Source organism: Aeromonas sp. QDB23 (genome assembly GCF_027707745.1).
GTDB lineage: Bacteria > Pseudomonadota > Gammaproteobacteria > Enterobacterales > Aeromonadaceae > Aeromonas > Aeromonas allosaccharophila.
In genome coordinates this window covers 140,484-157,372 of record NZ_JAPCJA010000005.1, presented here as the reverse complement: position 1 = coordinate 157,372, position 16,889 = coordinate 140,484, and the positions used below count along the sequence as shown (strand labels likewise).

Sequence of the window (16,889 nt, the reverse complement as noted above, 5' to 3'; positions counted from 1 at the left end):
AAGAGCCGGCTGGAATGACGACTATCGGGCTCAGTTATTCTTTGGTTAAAATATCAACAAAGTGTGCTCCCGCCCTGCGGGTGCCAGCGCCCATCTGATCGATGGCAATACCCTGATCTGGCAAGGGGGCAAGGACAAGCCCCACGTGCGCCTCTATTACACCGACTCGGGCACCATCAAGGCCAATGCCGATGGGGTGTTCGATTTCCCCTATGTCACTCTGACCGCGACCAGTCTGACTGCCGAGCAGCAGGCCAAATATCCGCACCTCAAGGATGCAGCCGCCTTTGCCCTGCCTGCCGGGAAAGATCTCAAGCCCCTGCTCAAGGGCGAACTGGTGGCTATCGGCACCGATGCTGACGGTATCCTGCAGGGGGCAACTCTGGTACAGAGCGCCGGAGCCCTCGATGCGCTCTATGCCCCCGAGGCGACCAAGCTGAGTTATGGCGCCGTGGTGGAGGGCAACCGGGTGACCTTCCGCCTCTGGGCGCCGACCGCCAAGTCGGTCAAGCTGGCCCTCTACAACGCCAGCCACCAGAAGAGTGGTGAAGTGGCGATGACCTTCGACAGCGCCAGCGGCAGCTGGAGTTACGAAGGGGGCAGCGAGCTGGTCGGCCAGTTCTACCGCTACGACATGGAGGTCTACCACCCGCTGAGCCGCAAGGTTGAGCACTACGAGGTGACCGATCCCTATTCCCTGAGTCTGGCGATGAACTCCGAGTTCAGTCAGGTGGTGGATCTCGACGATCCTTCCTTGAAACCGGAAGGGTGGGATAGCCTCAAGGCACCCCACAGCCAGCAGAACCCTGCCGACATCACCATCTATGAGGCCCATGTTCGTGACCTGACCGGTAACGATTCCTCCACCGATGAAGAGAAGCGCGGCAAATTTGTTGGTCTGACCCAACCCGATTCTGTACCGGTCAACCATCTGAAAGCGCTGGCAAAAAGCGGCGTCAGCCACCTGCACCTGCTGCCGGTGTTCGACATCGCCACCGTCAACGAGGATCCGGCCAAGGTGGCCAATATCGGCGATGACTTCAGCAAGCTCTGTCAGGTCAATCCGGATGTGAAAACATCCCAATTTGGCACCTACTGCGGTGGCGGCCAGACTGTCGGTCAGGTGCTGGATGCTCTCAAGTCAGGCGACGGCAAGGATAATCCGCAGGTGCAGGAGCTCTCCGGCTACCTGCGCGGCGTCGACTCCTTCAACTGGGGTTATGACCCCTACCACTACACCACGCCGGAAGGCTCCTATGCCACCAACGCCGAGGGTACCAAACGTATTCTGGAGTTCCGCGAGATGGTCAAGGCCATCAAGCAGAACATCGGTATGAACGTGGTGATGGACGTGGTCTACAACCATACCAACGAGGCGGGACTGGGGCCCAAGTCGGTGCTCGACAAGATCGTGCCCTGGTACTATCAGCGCCTCAATCCGGAGACCGGCTCGGTCGAGAACTCCACCTGCTGCTCCAACACGGCGCCGGAACACGCCATGTTCGCCAAGCTGATGGATGACTCGCTGGTGACCTGGGCGCGCGACTACAAGATCGACGCCTTCCGCTTCGACCTGATGGGCCACCACCCGAAAGATCAGATGGTGCAGGCACTGGCCGCGGTGAAGAAGGTCAACCCCGAGATGTACTTCTACGGCGAGGGGTGGAACTTCGGCGAGGTTCAGGATGACAAGCGCTTCGTGCAGGCGACCCAGAAGCATCTGGGCGGCACCGGCATCGGCTCTTTCTCCGACCGCTTGCGCGATGCGGTGCGTGGCGGCAGTCCGTTTGATAGTAAAGATGCCATTCGTGAAACCCAGGGATTTGGCAATGGAGCCTTCGTCGATCCTAACGAAATGAGCAAGGTGGAGCTGGCTACGGCCTTGCACCAGTCTGATCTGGTGCGGCTCGGCATGGCGGGCAACCTCAAGGAGTTCGTGCTGACCGACAAGGATGGCATGCCGAAGAAAGGCGCCGAGATTGACTACAACGGTCAGCCTGCCGGTTATGCCCAGGATCCGGTGGAAGTGCAGAACTATGTCGACAAGCACGACAACCAGACCCTGTTCGACAACCTGATCTACAAGGCGCCTGCCGGAGCCGATCTGGTGCGGATGCAGGGGGTCTCGCTGGCGACCGCCATGCTGGGTCAGGGCATTCCCTTCACCCACGCCGGTGTCGAGCTGCTGCGCTCCAAGTCCATGGAGCGGGACAGCTATGACTCGGGCGACTGGTACAACAAGGTCGACTACACCCTCGCCGACAACAACTTCGACAAGGGGTTGCCGCGCAAGGACAAGGATGGCGACAACTATCCGCTAATCGAGCAGGTGCTGGGCCAGCATGTCAAGCCGAGCGGTGCCGACATGGCGACCATGGTGAGCTTCTATCAGGAGCTGGCGGAGCTGCGCAACTCCTCCCGTCTGCTGCGTCTTGGCAGCGGTGCCGAGGTGATCAAGCGGGTCGACTTCCGCAACACCGGGCCGGATCAGGTGCCGGGCCTGATCGTGATGACGGTGGATGATGGTGCCAGCGTAGGGGCGGATCTGGATCCGACCATCGACGGCCTGGTGGTGATGATCAACGCCACCAACCAGAGCCAGAGCATCGGCGACTTCCGTGACGGTAACGATCAGCCTATCGATCTGACCAGCCTGCGGTTGAGCCCGGCCCACCATGCCAGCAACAGCATTGCCCGCGATGCCGTCGCCAATGGCGGTACCCTGACCCTGGGAGCCTGGTCGGCAGCGGTGTTCATCAAGCCACAGTCTGGCGAGCAAGGCCTGGGCCTGCCGGTGAGCAAGAAGACCGACCTGAGCACGCTGCCCCCGTTCGGGAAAACCGATATTTTTATTCGCGGTTTCCTTGGCCAGTGGGATCCGGTCAATCAGATGGCGTTTAGCGGCAACTATATGTATGAGCTGACCACCCCAGTGGCCGAAGGGCAACTGGGTGAGGCGACGCTCAAGATTGCCGATGCCAACTGGGGGGCGATCAACTACGGCAAGTGTGCGCCGAGCGACGTGCTGACCATTTCAGCCCCTCTTACCTTGTGCAAAGGGGGTGATAACGTTGGTATGACCCTGAGCAAGGCAGGCAACTACAAGTTTGTCTTTACCGCGATGAACAAGGAGAAGCCGACCCTGAGCGTCAGCGTGGCTGAGGCAACGCCATAGGCAAACCCATTGAGCCCGGGGGATGGCTCGGCGTCCCCGGGTTGAATTCCACCTTGCCAAGGGTGGGATAACTCCGAGAGAGTAAGCAAAGCGCGACTGCCGACCGGCAGGCGCGCTTTTTCTTTGTCGGGTGAGTCGCTTGCATAGAAAGAGAAAAGCCGTCCAGGTTGGGGACGGCTTCTGGATGATAGGTATTGGCTACCTTGTCCGGATCAGCGCTTGCGCAGCAGCCGCAAGGCGTTGGCGGTCACCAGCGCGGTGGCGCCGGTATCGGCCAGCACCGCAATCCACAGGCCGGTGATGCCGAGCAGACTGGTAACCAGGAAGATAGCCTTCAGTCCCAGCGCCAGCGCGATATTCTGGTGAATATTGGCCAGTGCCGCCCGCGACAACCGGATCATCGCGGCGATGCCACCGAGCTGGTTATGGGTCAGCGCCGCATCGGCGGTCTCCAGCGCCACGTCGGTGCCGCCCCCCATGGCGATGCCGATGCTGGCCCGCTTCATGGCAGGGGCATCGTTGATGCCATCGCCGATCATCGCGACTTTCTGCGAGCTGGCCAGCTTGGCGATCTCTTCCACCTTGTTCTCCGGCAGCAGACCGGCACGCCAGCCCATGCCCAGCTCGGTGGCGATCGCCTCGGCGGCACGGGGGTTGTCCCCGGTCAGCATGATGCTGTTGAGCCCGAGCCGATTAAGCTCTTGCAGCGCAGCCGCCGCCTCTGGCCGGATCTGATCCCGCAGCGCCAGCAGGGCGACCGGCAGCGCCTGGTCGCCGCGGCTCTGGCAGAGCACCACGACAGTTTTGCCCTGCTGCTCCAGCGTACCAATCCGGGTCTGCTGTTCCGCATTCAGGGTCGCTACCCGGCTCGGTGCCAGCAGTTGCCACAGCTCGCCATCGATACGCCCCTCAACCCCCATGCCCGGCAGGGCACGCAGGTCGCGGGCGTCGGCCAGCGTAAGCCCCTGTTCGGTCGCGTTGGCGACCACGGCGCGGGCCAGCGGGTGGTGGGAACCCTGCTCGATGGCAGCCGCCAGTGCCAGCAGTTCGGTTTCCGGCTGGCCATTAAGGCTCACCAGCTCGGTCAGTTGCGGCTTGCCCAGAGTCAGGGTGCCGGTCTTGTCAAACGCCACGGTATCGATATGAGCCAGTCGCTCCAGCGCGGCACCACCTTTGATCAGAGCCCCCTGACGGGTGGCCGCCGCCAGTGCCGAGGTAACCGCTGCCGGGGTGGAGATGACCAGCGCGCAGGGGCAACCGATCAGCAGCAGCGCCAGGCCGCGATAGATCCACTCATCCCAGCTCTGGCCAAAGACAAGGGGCGGCACCAGCACCACCAGCAGGGCAACCAGCATCATGGCCGGGGTGTACCAGCGGCTGAAGCGGTCGATAAAGCGCTCGATGGGGGCGCGCTGGCTTTCGGCCTCCTCGATGAGGTGCAGAATGCGGTCGATGGCGTTGTTGCCGGGCTCGGAGACGACTTCAAGACGTAGTACCCGATCGGCCGCCAGACTGCCGGCCGGCACCTTGTCACCCTGGCGGCGTTCCACCGGAATGGATTCGCCAGTCAGGGCGCTCTCGTCAAATCCACCGAGCTCATCGAGCAGACGGGCATCGGCGGCCAAGCGGGCACCCGGGGCGATTTCGATGATATCGCCGGGACGCAGCTGATCGGCAGCTACCTCTTCCCGCACCTCGCCCTCGGCAGTGGTACGGATGCGCAGCGCCTTGTCGGGCACCAGCGCCATCAGAGCGGTCACCCCGGCCCGGGCGCGTCCGGCGGCGTAGGCCTCCAGATGTTCCCCCAGCATAAAGAGCAGCAGCACCATGGCCGCTTCGGCGGTTTCACCGAGGAACAGGGCGCCCAGCGCTGCCACCGTCATCAGGGTCTCGATGGCGAAGGGGGAGCCGCTTTTGGTCAGCGCCCACGCCTTGCGGGAGATAGGCCACAGACCCCACAGGGTCGCCAGGGTAAACAGCGGCTTACCGATTTCGCTCGGTAGCAGAGCGGCGACCAGCATCAGACCCGCCAGTGACAGGGGCTGCCAGTATTTGCCCAAAAAGTTGCCGAGCGCCTTGCCAAACAGATTGCCCAGCAGGGTCGGTTGTGAAGCTTGCTCGCGGCCAGCGGCCTGCTTGCCAGCGCTTTCCCCCTTGAGCTGGAAACCGGCGGCCAGTACGGCGGCGGTGACGGGATCGGGGGAGAGGCCGGGGGCCAGATCCACAACCAGCTTCTCGGTGGCAAACAACACGCGCGCCTGCTGCACGCCGCTCACCCGGCTGACGGCGGTCTCGATCTTGCGAGCGCAGCTGGGGCAGTCCATCCCCAGCACCTGCCAGCTGTGGCGGCTGTTGCCTTGCTCTGGCGCAACCAGCGGGTCGGCAGGTGGCATATCGTGATCATGTTCATGATCGTGAGCCGACGATAAGGGGGCACTGCAGCACGCTTGATCGTGGCAACCTCCTCGGGGAGGCTCATCATCCCCGGGGGATTCATTGCCGTCACGGGATGCGTGCTCATGAGGCGATGTGGCTGAACCGCCACTGACGGGCGTAGCGTTGTCGCAGCAGTGGCTATCGTGGTGATGTTCACTCTGGCCGGAGGCCGCCTTGCTGACGGCCTTGATGGGGGCGGCGTGCTGATGATTGCAGCAGGATTTGCTCATGATGAGTCCCTCTTGATGGATCCCGCCCCTGCGAGATCCCTGATTACTGAGGGGGAGTCTAAACCTTGGTGTTAAGTCCAAGGTCAACCCCTTTTATTCCCCTGATGTTGTCGGGTGTTTGTGAGGTCGTGACAGGCTTATACTGGGGCACAGATTTTTACTACACCAATAAAAAGGACATAACACATGAGCAACTCAGTCACTCTGCAAGGCAACCCGGTTTCCGTCGCGGGTCACTTCCCGGTCGCCGGTGAGCAAGCCAAGCCCTTCTCCCTGGTGGCCAAGGATCTCTCCGATGTGACCCTGGCAAGCTTTGCCGGTCAGCGCAAAATCCTGAACATCTTCCCGAGCGTCGATACCCCGACCTGCGCCACCTCAGTGCGCAAGTTCAACGAGCAGGCCAGCGCGCTGGATAACACCGTTGTGCTGTGCATCTCCGCCGATCTGCCGTTCGCCCAGTCCCGCTTCTGCGGCGCCGAAGGTCTGGACAAGGTGGTGACCCTCTCCACCCTGCGCGGTGCGACCTTCATGGAAGATTACGGCGTTGCCTTCTCCTCCGGCCCGCTGGTCGGGCTGACCGCTCGCGCCATCGTGGTGTTGGATGGTGACAACAAGGTGCTGCACAGCGAGCTGGTCGCCGAAGTGGCCGACGAGCCGAACTACGCCGCCGCGCTGGCCGTGCTGTAAGGCTGCAAGCCATAAAAAATCCCGCTTCGGCGGGATTTTTTATGCGGGAATGGCCTGTTCAGGGCGTTGCGGGCGGGGTGGTCGCTGACTCAGCCTTGGCGGGAGGAGATGGTTGCCACTCCACATAGGGGCGGTGGATCTTCTGGTAGATCTCGGCCAGTTTGCCGCTGGCGGCCAGCTGGTCGATGGCGTTGCGGAGAAATTCATCCATCTCGTCACCCGCCGCCCCTTTCTGGATGATGAAGACATCTTCGAAATCACCGAAGAATTCGCGGCGGATATTGGTCAGCCCCAGATGCTTCAGCATCAGGTCGGCCTCCTCTTGCGCCCAGACAAAGGCGTCGATACGCCCACGGGAGAGTTTGCGCAGTGACTGTTCGATGCTCATCGAGCGCTGCACCGGGAAGGGCATATAGTCGGGAACAGCCTCGATCAGCTGATCCCGTTTGGTGGGGATTATGCCGTAGGCCATATCTGTGCTAACCGGATGGGTGGTATTGCTGTAAATCACATGAGCCACCTTGCCGAAACTACGGGTGCTGAAGCGATAGGGCAGCATCTCGGCATCTTTGAGGTTACGGATGGCGGGCAGGCCCAGGTCAGCCTTGCCGGCAATCACCCCCGCCATGGCGCGTGCGATGGGGTAGATGGTGATCTTGATGGTCACATCGGGGTAGAGATCATCGATGGCGTGCACCAGATCGACGAAGGGGCCTGTCTTGTCGGCATTGATCAGCCCCGGCAGCTCGCCAAGGTGGGCATTGAGAACGCGCACCGGTTTCGGTTGCTCTGTACCCTTGTCGCTCGCCGTCGTCTGCGACAGGCCGAGCGTCGCGCTGCCGAGCAGGGCAGCCACGAGCAGCAGGAGGGGGAGGTGTCTGGTCATGGCGGGTCTCTCTTGGCAAGGTGTCAGGTGAAGTGTAGTCAGCCTGCCGCCCGCACCGTGCGGTCGGTCCATGGTGGATAGGGTTTTACTTCTCTCCCCCCGCTCACTAGACTTCGCCTCCCACTTCTTTGTTGACGTAGCGCCATGACCTTTAGCGAACTAGCCCTCCATCCCGCCCTGTTGGCCTCTTTGCCCGCCACCTTGCAGACGCCGACCCGCATCCAGCAGTTGGCTATTCCGGCGGCACTGGCGGGGCAGGATCTGCTGGCGCTGGCCCAGACCGGCAGCGGAAAGACCCTGGCGTTTGGCTTGCCGCTGTTGCAGCGGCTGGATCCCGCCTCCAGTCTGGTGCAGGGGCTGGTGCTGGTGCCGACCCGCGAGCTGGCGATCCAGGTCACTGCTGCGCTAAAAGAGGGCGCCGAGGCGTTGGGGCTGCGCATCGTTACCCTCTGTGGTGGTGTGCCTCAAGAGCGGCAGCAGGCCGAACTGGCGCAGGGGCCACAGCTGCTGGTGGCGACGCCGGGGCGGCTGCGGGATCTGCTGACCCAGCAACTGCTGGGGCTGGATGGCCTGCAATTGCTGGTGCTGGATGAGGCGGATCGTCTGCTGGAGATGGGTTTTGCTCCCGACATCAAGGCGCTGCTCGGTTTTATTCCGGCAGATCGCCAGACCCTGCTCTTCTCTGCCACCCTGCCTGCCGAGCTGGAGGCACTGGCCAACGGCCTGCTGCGCGAGCCCACCCGCATCGAGGCCAACCCCCTCAACAGCGTGGTGAACGAGATCGAAGAGCGGCTCTATCTGGTCAACAAGAGCAGCAAGGTGCCGGCGCTCATCAGCTTGCTCAAGGATCAGGCGTGGCCGCAGGTGCTGGTCTTTATCAGTGCGCGGGATGATGCCGACGGGGTTGCCAGAAAGCTGGCCAAGGCGGGCATTGCGGTGGCCGCCCTCCATGGCGAGAAGGAGCAGGCGGTGCGCGAGCAGGCGCTCAATGATTTCAAGGAGAGTCAGGTGCGGGTGCTGGTCGCCACTGACCTGATGGCGCGTGGCATTCATGTGGAGGCGCTGCCGGTGGTGATCAATCTGGACTTGCCCGCCAGCGCCCCTGTCTATGTACACCGCATTGGCAGGACCGCCCGGGCTGGCCGTGAAGGGCTGGCCATCTCGCTGGTCTGTCATGGCGAGAGTGACATGCTGCAAGCCATTCGCACCCTGACCGGCCGCGAGCTGCCGCTGGGCGATCTGGCCGGATTCCCGGTCACCGACCAGCCCGCCAGCGGCGAGGGCAAGCGCCCGGCTCGCGACAAGCAGGCCAATCGGCGCACGCAGGCCAAGCGTAGCGTCAAGGCGTTCAAGGGCAAGACGCCACGCGGCTGAGATCAGGCCCGTGCCAGCGGGTAGGTAAACAGCGCCAGATGGGCGAAGTTGAAGGCGAAGTGCAGCAGGATCGCCACCGTGAGTCGCCCGCTCAGCTGGAGTGCCAAGCCGTAGCAGATGCCCGCTAGCGTGGCGAAGAGAGCCAATAGGGCGCCACCCGCCAGATGACCCGCCCCGAACAGGCTGGCGGCCACCACTATGCCAATCCAGGGGCGGTAGCGTTCGGCCAGCCCTTGCTGGATCGCCCCCCGAAACAGCGCCTCCTCCGCCACACAGGTGAACAGCAGGTTGTTCAGCGCGAACAACCACCACCAGTGAGGCAGCCCCACCTCCGGTTTCAGTGCCCCCAACTGCCAGGCGATGACCAGCAGGGCGGCCAGCGGCAGCAACAACAGGGCCAGTGGGCGCCAGCAGATGCTGCCTCCCTTGCCGAGCAGCGTCGGGCAGGCCAGCAGCAAGCCAAACAAGAGCAGCGGCTTGTCGAGGTTCAGATACATATTGAACGGCACGCTGGCGGGGCCTGCCAGCGCCTGATCCAGTACCTTGAAATTGCTGAATCCGGGGATCAGATGCAGGGTCAGCGCTACCGCCCATATCAGCAAGGCGCCCCATGCGATGGTACGGCCATGGCCGGGCAGTGAGGGCAGGCGCCAGGCTAGCAGCAGTGCGGCCAGTGTCACCAGCAGGGCGGTCGGAGTGATGCGAGCGAGCCAGAGCGCCAGCAGCAGGGCTACCCCCAGCAGCAGGAAACCGGGCCGCCGTTGCCGTGCCAGACAGAGCAGGGTGGCCAGCGCCAGCGCTCCCCAGATCAGTGTGTCGGGTAGGGGTAACATCGGAACTCCTTTGTAACAAAAGGGCCGCACCTTAGCAGGAGCATCGGCGCAAAGGCAACCAGAGCGGGTTATCCGGGCCAGCCTCCTATACTCAACAAGAGAGTAAAAAGAGGGATGGTGATGAAGCACTATGGCTGGTTGTTCTGTTGTTGGTGTGGATGGTTGTCATGCGCCCCCTTGTCGCTGGTGACCGGGGAGTTCTCACCCTATTCCGGGGCTGCGCTGCCTGATGGCGGCCTGAGTACCCGGCTGGTCACCACCCTGCTGCGTGAGGCGGGCTATGACGAGCTGAAGGTGGAGTTTTTGCCCTGGAACCGGGGTTACGAGCTGACGCGCAACGGTCTGGCGTCCGCCACCTTCCCCTATGCCTGGACGCGCGAGCGGGCCAAGCTCTTCTATTACAGTGCCCCCATCCACATCAATTACCTCTCCTGGTTCAGCTATCGCGCCAGCGATCGGGTGCTCGATGGCAAATGGCAGGGATTGCGGGTCTGCATTCCCGCAGGCTGGAGTACCAGTCATGCGGATGAGGTCATTGCCCGTTTTTCCTTGCAACTCACCCGCCCAAAGAGTCTGGCGCAGTGCTTGAAAATGCTGGAACTCAAACGGGTTGATCTGATGCCGATGAACGATGCGGTGACGGCAGAAGCCAGCATGCAGGTGTTCGGTGATCCCAACTATCTGCAACCACTCCCCTATTTTCGCCAGCGCGATACCTTCTATCTGCTGGTTTCGCGCAAGTTGCAAGGGGGGCATGAGCTGATTGAACGCTTCAACGAGGTGCTGGCTGAAGCTCGCGCCAGTGGTCATTACGACAAGCTGGTTCCCGGAGCCTTACCCCGGTTGCCCCGTTGCGATAGATGATGAGTGGGGGAGCATAAAACCATCAAGCCGGAGCCGTGACTCCGGCTTGATGGATCTTGGAGGGGCATCACAACGCAGATATCGGGATGCCGTGAAGCAACGGTTGACCGGTATGGAGGGCTTGACGTGCCCAGATACTGATAACAGCGTCAATTGTCGGTGTTGCGGCTAATATCAGGATCGTCTCCCTGTTCGCATGCACTGAATTTCAGAGGTCGGGATGAAGCACGGTTGGTGGCTGCTCGGTTGTTGGTGTGGATGGCTATCCAGTGCCCCGTTGACGCTGGTGACCGGCGACTATTCCCCCTATTCCGGCGCCGATTTACCGGAGGGCGGGCAGAGCACCCGACTGGTGACCAGAGTGCTGCACACTGCCGGCTATCACGATCTGGTTGTGGACTATCTGCCCTGGGCCCGGGGCTATCAACAGGCCCTCAATGGTCTGGCCACCGCGACCTACCCGTATGCTCGCACCCGCGAGCGCGAGCTTGATTTCTATTACAGCGATCCCATCCATCTCGATCACCTCTCATGGTTCACCTACCGAGGCAGTCAGGCAGTGCTGGCTGGCCGATGGCAGGGGTTGAAAGTCTGTATGCCTCTGGGCTGGCGTTCCAGCAACTTTGATAGCGTGGTAAAGCAGTTCGGGTTGATTGTTCAGAGCCCCAAGACCCTGACGCAGTGTCTGCAGTTGCTGGCGCGTCAACGGGTCGATCTGATCACCATGAATGATGCCGTGATGGCGGACGCCAGCCTGCAGGCATTTGGCGACCCCTGTCATTTGCAACCCTTGCCCTATTTTCGCGAGGCCGAGGCACTCTATCTGATTGTCTCGCGCAAATTACCCGATGGGGCCGATGTGGTACGGCGCTTCAACCGCGCGCTGGCAACATTACATGCCAACGGAAGTTATGATGAGCTGGTAGGGGGGCGTAACGGCGGGCGGTGCCATCTATGGCAGAAAAAATAAGCCGGAGCAATCGCGCCGGCTTATTTGCATTCAGAGGGGGGATTAGCGGCCGGATTCGGCGATCACGCGGGCGATGATATCGGCGCGCTTGCTGGCTTCCAGCTCACCCAGAGCGATCAGGCCAGCCTTGAAGATGACATTCTTCGGCAGGCTGACGTCGTCCAGGGTGGTGATGGCTTCAACGTGCATGCCGTTGAGGCGGCTTGCATCGCGCGGGCTCAGGTTGACCTGGGTGTTCATCACCTGCTTGCCTTTCTTCTTGGCAGGCGCAGCGGCTTTCTTGGTGGATTCCTGTTCTTCGTCTTCCGGCAGTTCGTCATCAAAATCGTAAATAGACATAGTCAATCCTGTTGAGTTAGGCAAAAGGGCATGTTTGCCCGACATATTCATTTCGTATTTTAACCCGATATCGGGTCAATCAGCCCATATCCTCGTTACGGATAAAGGCGCGCCAGGAGGCGAGCACCTGGGCAAAATCTTCCAGCCCGCACATGGCCAGCTGTTCATCATCGTAGTAGGCGAGATCGTCGAGATCCTCATCCAGCTCGATATTGAGGGCGTTGGCTTTCACCTCCGCCTCTTCGTGGGTCAGCAGCAGGGAGTAGTCACCGCCATTGAGCCGGTATTCGACTCGGGTGCGGTTGGATAGCTGGTCAATGATGGCGAAGAGCTCGTCGAGCTTCTCTTCATCCTTGCCAACCTCGTCGATCAACCACTGACCGATGGCTTCATGGCCCATGGAGAACCGGGCGCGATAGCCACCAAACGGGTCGCGGCGAAATTCATAATCCATAGCACAGTCCAGATCGGAGGGATGGGCCATCACGGGCAGGCGGGTGCAAGCACGCAATTCCTGCTCCATGGCGGGGCCCACATCGGGTAAAGTGGCCTATTCTAGCGATCCCCCTCTCGCTTGTCTTGATGATGTGGCATCTTTGCGCCCATGTGCTCTGAATCGGCCCGTAGTGGCACCGCCAGATCAGCCCCATGTCCGGAGATGTTATGCAGCTAAACGATAACCTTGCCCGCCAGATCGTCGCACGGGCGATGAAGATCCTCTCCTTTTCGGTCAACGTGATGGACGAACGCGGCCTCATTATTGCGTCCGGCAATCCGGAGCGGATCCATGAGCGCCACGAAGGTGCCGTGCTGGCGCTGACCGAAAACCGGGTGGTGGAGATCAGCGAAGCGACCGCCTTGCAGCTCAAGGGGGTGCGGCCCGGCATTAACCTGCCTATCGCCTATCAGGGGGAGCTGATCGGGGTGATCGGCATCTCCGGCGACCCGGATGAAGTGCGTGCTTACGCCGAACTGGTGCGGATGACCGCCGAGCTGATCCTGGAGCAGGCGGCGCTCACCGAGCAGTTGCAGTGGGACAAGCGCCACAAGGAGGAGCTGGTGCTGCAGCTCATTCGTGGTGAGGGGCGAGTCGATCAGTTGCAACAGGCGGCCCGTTTTCTCGGGCTGGACTTGGCCCAGCCTCGGGTGGTGGCGGTGCTGGCGCTGGAGGAGGCCGACCCTGCTCGTCTGCGGGAGCTGGTCCATCAGCTGGAGAACCCGGAGCGGGACAATCTGGTGGCCATCAACGGGCTCGACGAGATAGTGGTGCTCAAACCGGCGCAACTGAGCGAGGGGGTCTGGCAATCAGCGCAGGAGCGCAGCCGGATCAAGCAGTTACTGGCGCGCATTCCCCACTTCAAGGTGCATATCGCGGTGGGCGATTACTTCGCCGGGATCGACGGGCTGGCGCGCTCTTACCAGACGGCGCGGGATACCCTGCGTCGTGGCATGCGGCAGGCGCCGCGCAAGCAGGTCTACTTCTTTGAGGACTATCGCTTGCCGGTGCTGCTGGGGAGTCTGATGGACTCCTGGCAGGCGGATCAGCTGCGTGCTCCCTTGCTGAAACTGGCCGAAGAGGATAGCAAGGGGGCGCTGCAGAAGACCCTGTGCCACTATTTCTTGCAGGATTGTGATCTGCATCGCTGTGCCGAAGCCTTGTTCATTCACCCCAATACCCTGCGCTATCGGCTGGGTCGGATCGAGCAGATAACCGGGTTGAATTTCAACAAGTTAGACGACAAATTTCAGCTTTACCTGGGGCTTAATCTGAGCATGTAATTGTTGGTAATTACAATTAATATGCTTTTTAGCGCCTGTTATTTGTCGTTTCGTCTAAAGATTTATCGTTTTGCATCCCCATAATGGCGAGCACTCTATCTATTCAAGGTGTCCGTCATGATCCCGGTTACAGCCCTTGGCGCCATCGCGGCGCTCTCCATCGCCATCATCCTCATTTTGAAGAAGGTGCCGCCCGCTTACGGCATGATCGTGGGAGCCCTGGCCGGTGGCCTGATTGGCGGTGCCGATCTGACCCAGACCGTCGCCCTGATGATCGGCGGCGCCCAGGGGATCACCACCGCGGTGATGCGGATCCTGGCGGCCGGTGTGCTGGCTGGCGTGCTGATCGAATCGGGTGCGGCCACAACCATCGCCGAAACCATCGTCAAGAAACTGGGTGAAACCCGCGCCCTGCTGGCGCTGGCGCTGGCGACCCTGATCCTGACGGCGGTTGGCGTCTTCGTGGACGTGGCCGTCATCACGGTTGCGCCCATTGCGCTGGCCATCGCCCGCCGTGCGGATCTCTCCAAGGCGGCCATCCTGCTGGCGATGATCGGTGGCGGCAAGGCGGGTAACGTCATGTCACCCAATCCCAACGCCATTGCCGCGGCTGACGCCTTCCATCTGCCCCTCACTTCGGTGATGGCTGCGGGCATCATCCCGGGTCTGTTCGGTCTGGTGATGGCCTACTGGCTGGCCAAGCGTCTCAACAACAAGGGCAGCAAGGTCGCGGCCGACGAGGTAGTGAGCTTCGAGGGCACCAAACTGCCGGGCTTTGCCGCCGCCATCAGCGCACCGCTGGTCGCCATCCTGCTGCTGGCTCTGCGCCCGGTCGCCGGTATCGTGGTGGATCCGCTGATTGCACTGCCGCTCGGTGGTTTGGTCGGCGCCCTGATGATGGGTAAATTCAGCAAGGTGAACCAGTTTGCGGTCTCCGGCCTCGCCCGCATGGCTCCGGTCGCCATCATGCTGTTGGGTACCGGTACCCTTGCAGGCATCATCGCCAACTCCGGCCTGAAAGATGTGCTGATCAGTGGCCTGACCGCCTCCGGTCTGCCTTCTTACCTGCTGGCGCCTATCTCCGGTGCTCTGATGTCGCTGGCGACTGCCTCGACCACCGCCGGTACCGTGGTGGCCTCCAACGTCTTCAGCTCCACCCTGATTGAACTGGGGATCAGCAGTCTGGCCGGTGCGGCGATGATCCATGCCGGTGCCACTGTGTTTGACCACATGCCCCACGGCTCCTTCTTCCACGCCACCGGTGGCAGCGTCCACATGGGGGTGGGTGAACGCCTGAAACTTATCCCTTACGAAACTGCAGTCGGTCTGACCATTGCCACTGTCTCCACCCTGATGTTTGGCGTGTTTGGCCTCGCCTAAGGAATTGATATGAAAATTGTTATTGCCCCCGATTCATTCAAGGAGAGTCTGAGCGCCATGGCGGTGGCTGATGCCATCGAGGCTGGTTTCAAGCAGGTGTTGCCGAATGCCACCTACGTCAAATTGCCGATGGCCGATGGCGGCGAAGGCACGGTGCAATCGCTGGTTGATGCCACCGGTGGCCGCATTCTGCCGGTCGAAGTGACCGCACCGCTTGGCAACAAGGTACAGGGTTTCGTCGGCCTGCTGGGTGATGGCGAGCGTGCCGTCATCGAGATGGCCGCCGCCTCCGGCATCCATCTGGTTGCTCCCGAGCAGCGCAATCCGCTGCTCACCTCCAGCTTCGGTACCGGTGAGCTGATCCTGGCCGCGCTGGAGATGGGGGTGAAGCACCTGATCCTCGGTATCGGCGGCAGCGCCACCAATGACGGCGGTGCCGGCATGATCCAGGCACTCGGCGGCAAGCTGCTCAAAGCCGATGGCTCTGCCATCGAGCTGGGCGGTGGTGGTCTCAGTGAGCTCGCGACCATAGATCTGAGCGGTCTGGATCCGCGCTTGAGCGAGCTGGTTATCGAGGTGGCGTGCGATGTGAACAACCCGCTGTGCGGCCCGAAAGGTGCCTCCGCGGTGTTTGGCCCGCAGAAGGGGGCGACCCCGGAGATGGTGGCGCAGCTCGATGCCAACCTCTCCCGTTATGCCGACTGTATCGAACAGGCGCTCGGCTGCCGGGTGAAGGATATTCCGGGTGCGGGCGCTGCCGGTGGTATGGGGGCCGCGCTGGTCGGTCTGCTTGGTGCCGAGCTCAAGCCCGGTATCCAGATTGTGATTGAAGCGCTGAAGCTGGCCGAGGAAGTGGCCGACGCGGATCTGGTCATCACCGGTGAAGGTCGCATCGACAGCCAGACCATCCACGGCAAGACGCCAATCGGTGTCGCACGCTGTGCCAAGCAGTTTGGCAAGCCGGTGATCGGTATCTCCGGCTGCCTGACCGACGATTGCGGTGTGGTACACGAGCACGGGCTGGACGCGGTGTTCGCCGTGGTCAACCGCGCCATGTCCCTGCCGGAGGCGTTGGCCACCGCCAGCATCAATATCGAGCTGACCGCGCGCAACGTGGCCGCGCTCTATCGGTTGCCTCGCTGATATTTGGGTCTATGCCTGCTACCCGGGCATCGACCATCCCTCGCCCCGTGAGGGGGCCTTTCTCATCTGATGAGAAATCCGGTTGCCCTTAGCACTTTTCGCCGACCCTTCGAGGTCGGCTTTTTTGTCTCCTTCGCGTTTCCCGTATCCTGCCCTGCCACGGGTTTCTATAGGCGCATCTCTCCCTTTACGGCATAGTGGTCGTACCAAGTACAAGGAGAGACGCATGTTCCTGCTGACCCTGGGGGTTGCGCTGTTTACCCTGATCCATCTCTACCCCTGTTTTGCCGTGGCCCATCGGGCGCGGCTGCGCGAGCGGCTGGGTGAGAATCGCTACAAGGGGCTCTTCTCCCTGCTGGTGTTTGTCGCCATCGCCTGCATCATCGCCGGCTGGCGGTCGGCCAGCGCATTACCGCTCTACTTCCTGCCGGATTGGGGGCCGATGACCATGACGGTGATGATGCCCTTTGCGCTGATCCTCTTCTTCTCCGGTCAGGGGTCCAACCATCTGCGCCGCTGGCTGGTGCATCCCCAACTGCTCGGCACCCTGCTGTGGGCGGTGGCTCATCTGCTGGTCAATAGCGAGGCGCGATCTCTGGTGCTGTTTGGCGGTATCGGGATCTGGGCGCTGGTGAGCATCGTCTGGATTTCGGTGCGGGACTGGCAGCGATATCCCCGTCCGGCAGCCAACTGGACGGGCACCGGCATCAGCGTCGGTGCGGGATTGGCGGCCACCGCGTTGCTGGTCTTCTGGGGCCACGACTGGCTGACCGGCATTCCCCTGCATTGAGCG

At 61.7% G+C, this 16,889-nt stretch carries 14 protein-coding genes; 9 read left to right on the top strand and 5 right to left on the bottom strand.

Annotated features, from left to right (window positions below):
* Positions 1–61 precede the first annotated feature (61 nt).
* Positions 62–3,175, top strand: coding sequence for a pullulanase-type alpha-1,6-glucosidase (gene pulA / locus PG888_RS04345; protein ID WP_232093601.1), 3,114 nt, complete (start codon positions 62–64; stop codon positions 3,173–3,175).
* A gap of 212 nt (positions 3,176–3,387) precedes the next feature.
* Here pulA and PG888_RS04340 read toward each other — a convergent pair whose 3' ends face one another.
* Complete coding sequence (locus PG888_RS04340) at positions 3,388–5,841, bottom strand: zinc/cadmium/mercury/lead-transporting ATPase (RefSeq protein WP_182938740.1); 2,454 nt, start codon at positions 5,839–5,841, stop codon at positions 3,388–3,390.
* Positions 5,842–6,027: 186 nt separating this feature from the next.
* Here PG888_RS04340 and tpx point away from each other — a divergent pair, with 186 nt between their 5' ends.
* The gene (gene tpx, locus PG888_RS04335) at positions 6,028–6,528 is read left to right on the top strand and encodes a thiol peroxidase (protein ID WP_182938741.1); all 501 of its coding nucleotides are present in this window, start codon (positions 6,028–6,030) and stop codon (positions 6,526–6,528) included.
* A 58-nt stretch (positions 6,529–6,586) separates the two neighbouring features.
* Here tpx and PG888_RS04330 read toward each other — a convergent pair whose 3' ends face one another.
* The gene (locus tag PG888_RS04330; protein WP_182938742.1) at positions 6,587–7,414 is read right to left on the bottom strand and encodes a transporter substrate-binding domain-containing protein; all 828 of its coding nucleotides are present in this window, start codon (positions 7,412–7,414) and stop codon (positions 6,587–6,589) included.
* Between the two features lie 144 nt (positions 7,415–7,558).
* On the opposite strand from PG888_RS04330, the gene PG888_RS04325 reads away from it, so the two are divergent.
* On the top strand, positions 7,559–8,788 hold the full coding sequence (locus PG888_RS04325) for a DEAD/DEAH box helicase (protein ID WP_182938743.1): 1,230 nt from the start codon (positions 7,559–7,561) through the stop codon (positions 8,786–8,788).
* A gap of 2 nt (positions 8,789–8,790) precedes the next feature.
* Here PG888_RS04325 and PG888_RS04320 read toward each other — a convergent pair whose 3' ends face one another.
* Positions 8,791–9,621 carry a CPBP family intramembrane glutamic endopeptidase gene (locus PG888_RS04320; RefSeq protein WP_182938744.1) on the bottom strand — a complete coding sequence of 277 codons (831 nt, stop codon included), beginning with the start codon at positions 9,619–9,621 and terminating at the stop codon, positions 8,791–8,793.
* Positions 9,622–9,741: 120 nt separating this feature from the next.
* On the opposite strand from PG888_RS04320, the gene PG888_RS04315 reads away from it, so the two are divergent.
* Both PG888_RS04315 and PG888_RS04310 read left to right on the top strand, forming a co-directional pair.
* Positions 9,742–10,485 carry a substrate-binding periplasmic protein gene (locus tag PG888_RS04315; RefSeq protein WP_139707424.1) on the top strand — a complete coding sequence of 248 codons (744 nt, stop codon included), beginning with the start codon at positions 9,742–9,744 and terminating at the stop codon, positions 10,483–10,485.
* Positions 10,486–10,705: 220 nt separating this feature from the next.
* Positions 10,706–11,455 (top strand): substrate-binding periplasmic protein, encoded by a 750-nt coding sequence (locus PG888_RS04310; protein ID WP_182938745.1) that lies wholly within the window; start codon positions 10,706–10,708, stop codon positions 11,453–11,455.
* Between the two features lie 42 nt (positions 11,456–11,497).
* Here PG888_RS04310 and PG888_RS04305 read toward each other — a convergent pair whose 3' ends face one another.
* Together PG888_RS04305 and PG888_RS04300 are read right to left on the bottom strand one after the other, a co-directional pair.
* Positions 11,498–11,794, bottom strand: coding sequence for a hypothetical protein (locus PG888_RS04305; RefSeq protein ID WP_033135544.1), 297 nt, complete (start codon positions 11,792–11,794; stop codon positions 11,498–11,500).
* A 79-nt stretch (positions 11,795–11,873) separates the two neighbouring features.
* On the bottom strand, positions 11,874–12,248 hold the full coding sequence (locus PG888_RS04300) for a YacL family protein (protein WP_042656337.1): 375 nt from the start codon (positions 12,246–12,248) through the stop codon (positions 11,874–11,876).
* Between the two features lie 209 nt (positions 12,249–12,457).
* Here PG888_RS04300 and PG888_RS04295 point away from each other — a divergent pair, with 209 nt between their 5' ends.
* The 4 genes from PG888_RS04295 (at position 12,458) to PG888_RS04280 (ending at position 16,886) form a co-directional block, all read left to right on the top strand.
* Positions 12,458–13,573, top strand: a complete 1,116-nt coding sequence (locus PG888_RS04295; protein WP_182938746.1) for a sugar diacid recognition domain-containing protein — start codon at positions 12,458–12,460, stop codon at positions 13,571–13,573.
* Between the two features lie 117 nt (positions 13,574–13,690).
* Positions 13,691–14,953 carry a GntP family permease gene (locus PG888_RS04290; RefSeq protein ID WP_058059709.1) on the top strand — a complete coding sequence of 421 codons (1,263 nt, stop codon included), beginning with the start codon at positions 13,691–13,693 and terminating at the stop codon, positions 14,951–14,953.
* Between the two features lie 9 nt (positions 14,954–14,962).
* Entirely contained in the window at positions 14,963–16,096 is a 1,134-nt protein-coding gene (locus PG888_RS04285; RefSeq protein WP_182938747.1) for a glycerate kinase, read from the top strand.
* 226 nt (positions 16,097–16,322) lie between these two features.
* Complete coding sequence (locus PG888_RS04280) at positions 16,323–16,886, top strand: NnrU family protein (RefSeq protein ID WP_182938748.1); 564 nt, start codon at positions 16,323–16,325, stop codon at positions 16,884–16,886.
* Positions 16,887–16,889: the final 3 nt, after the last annotated feature.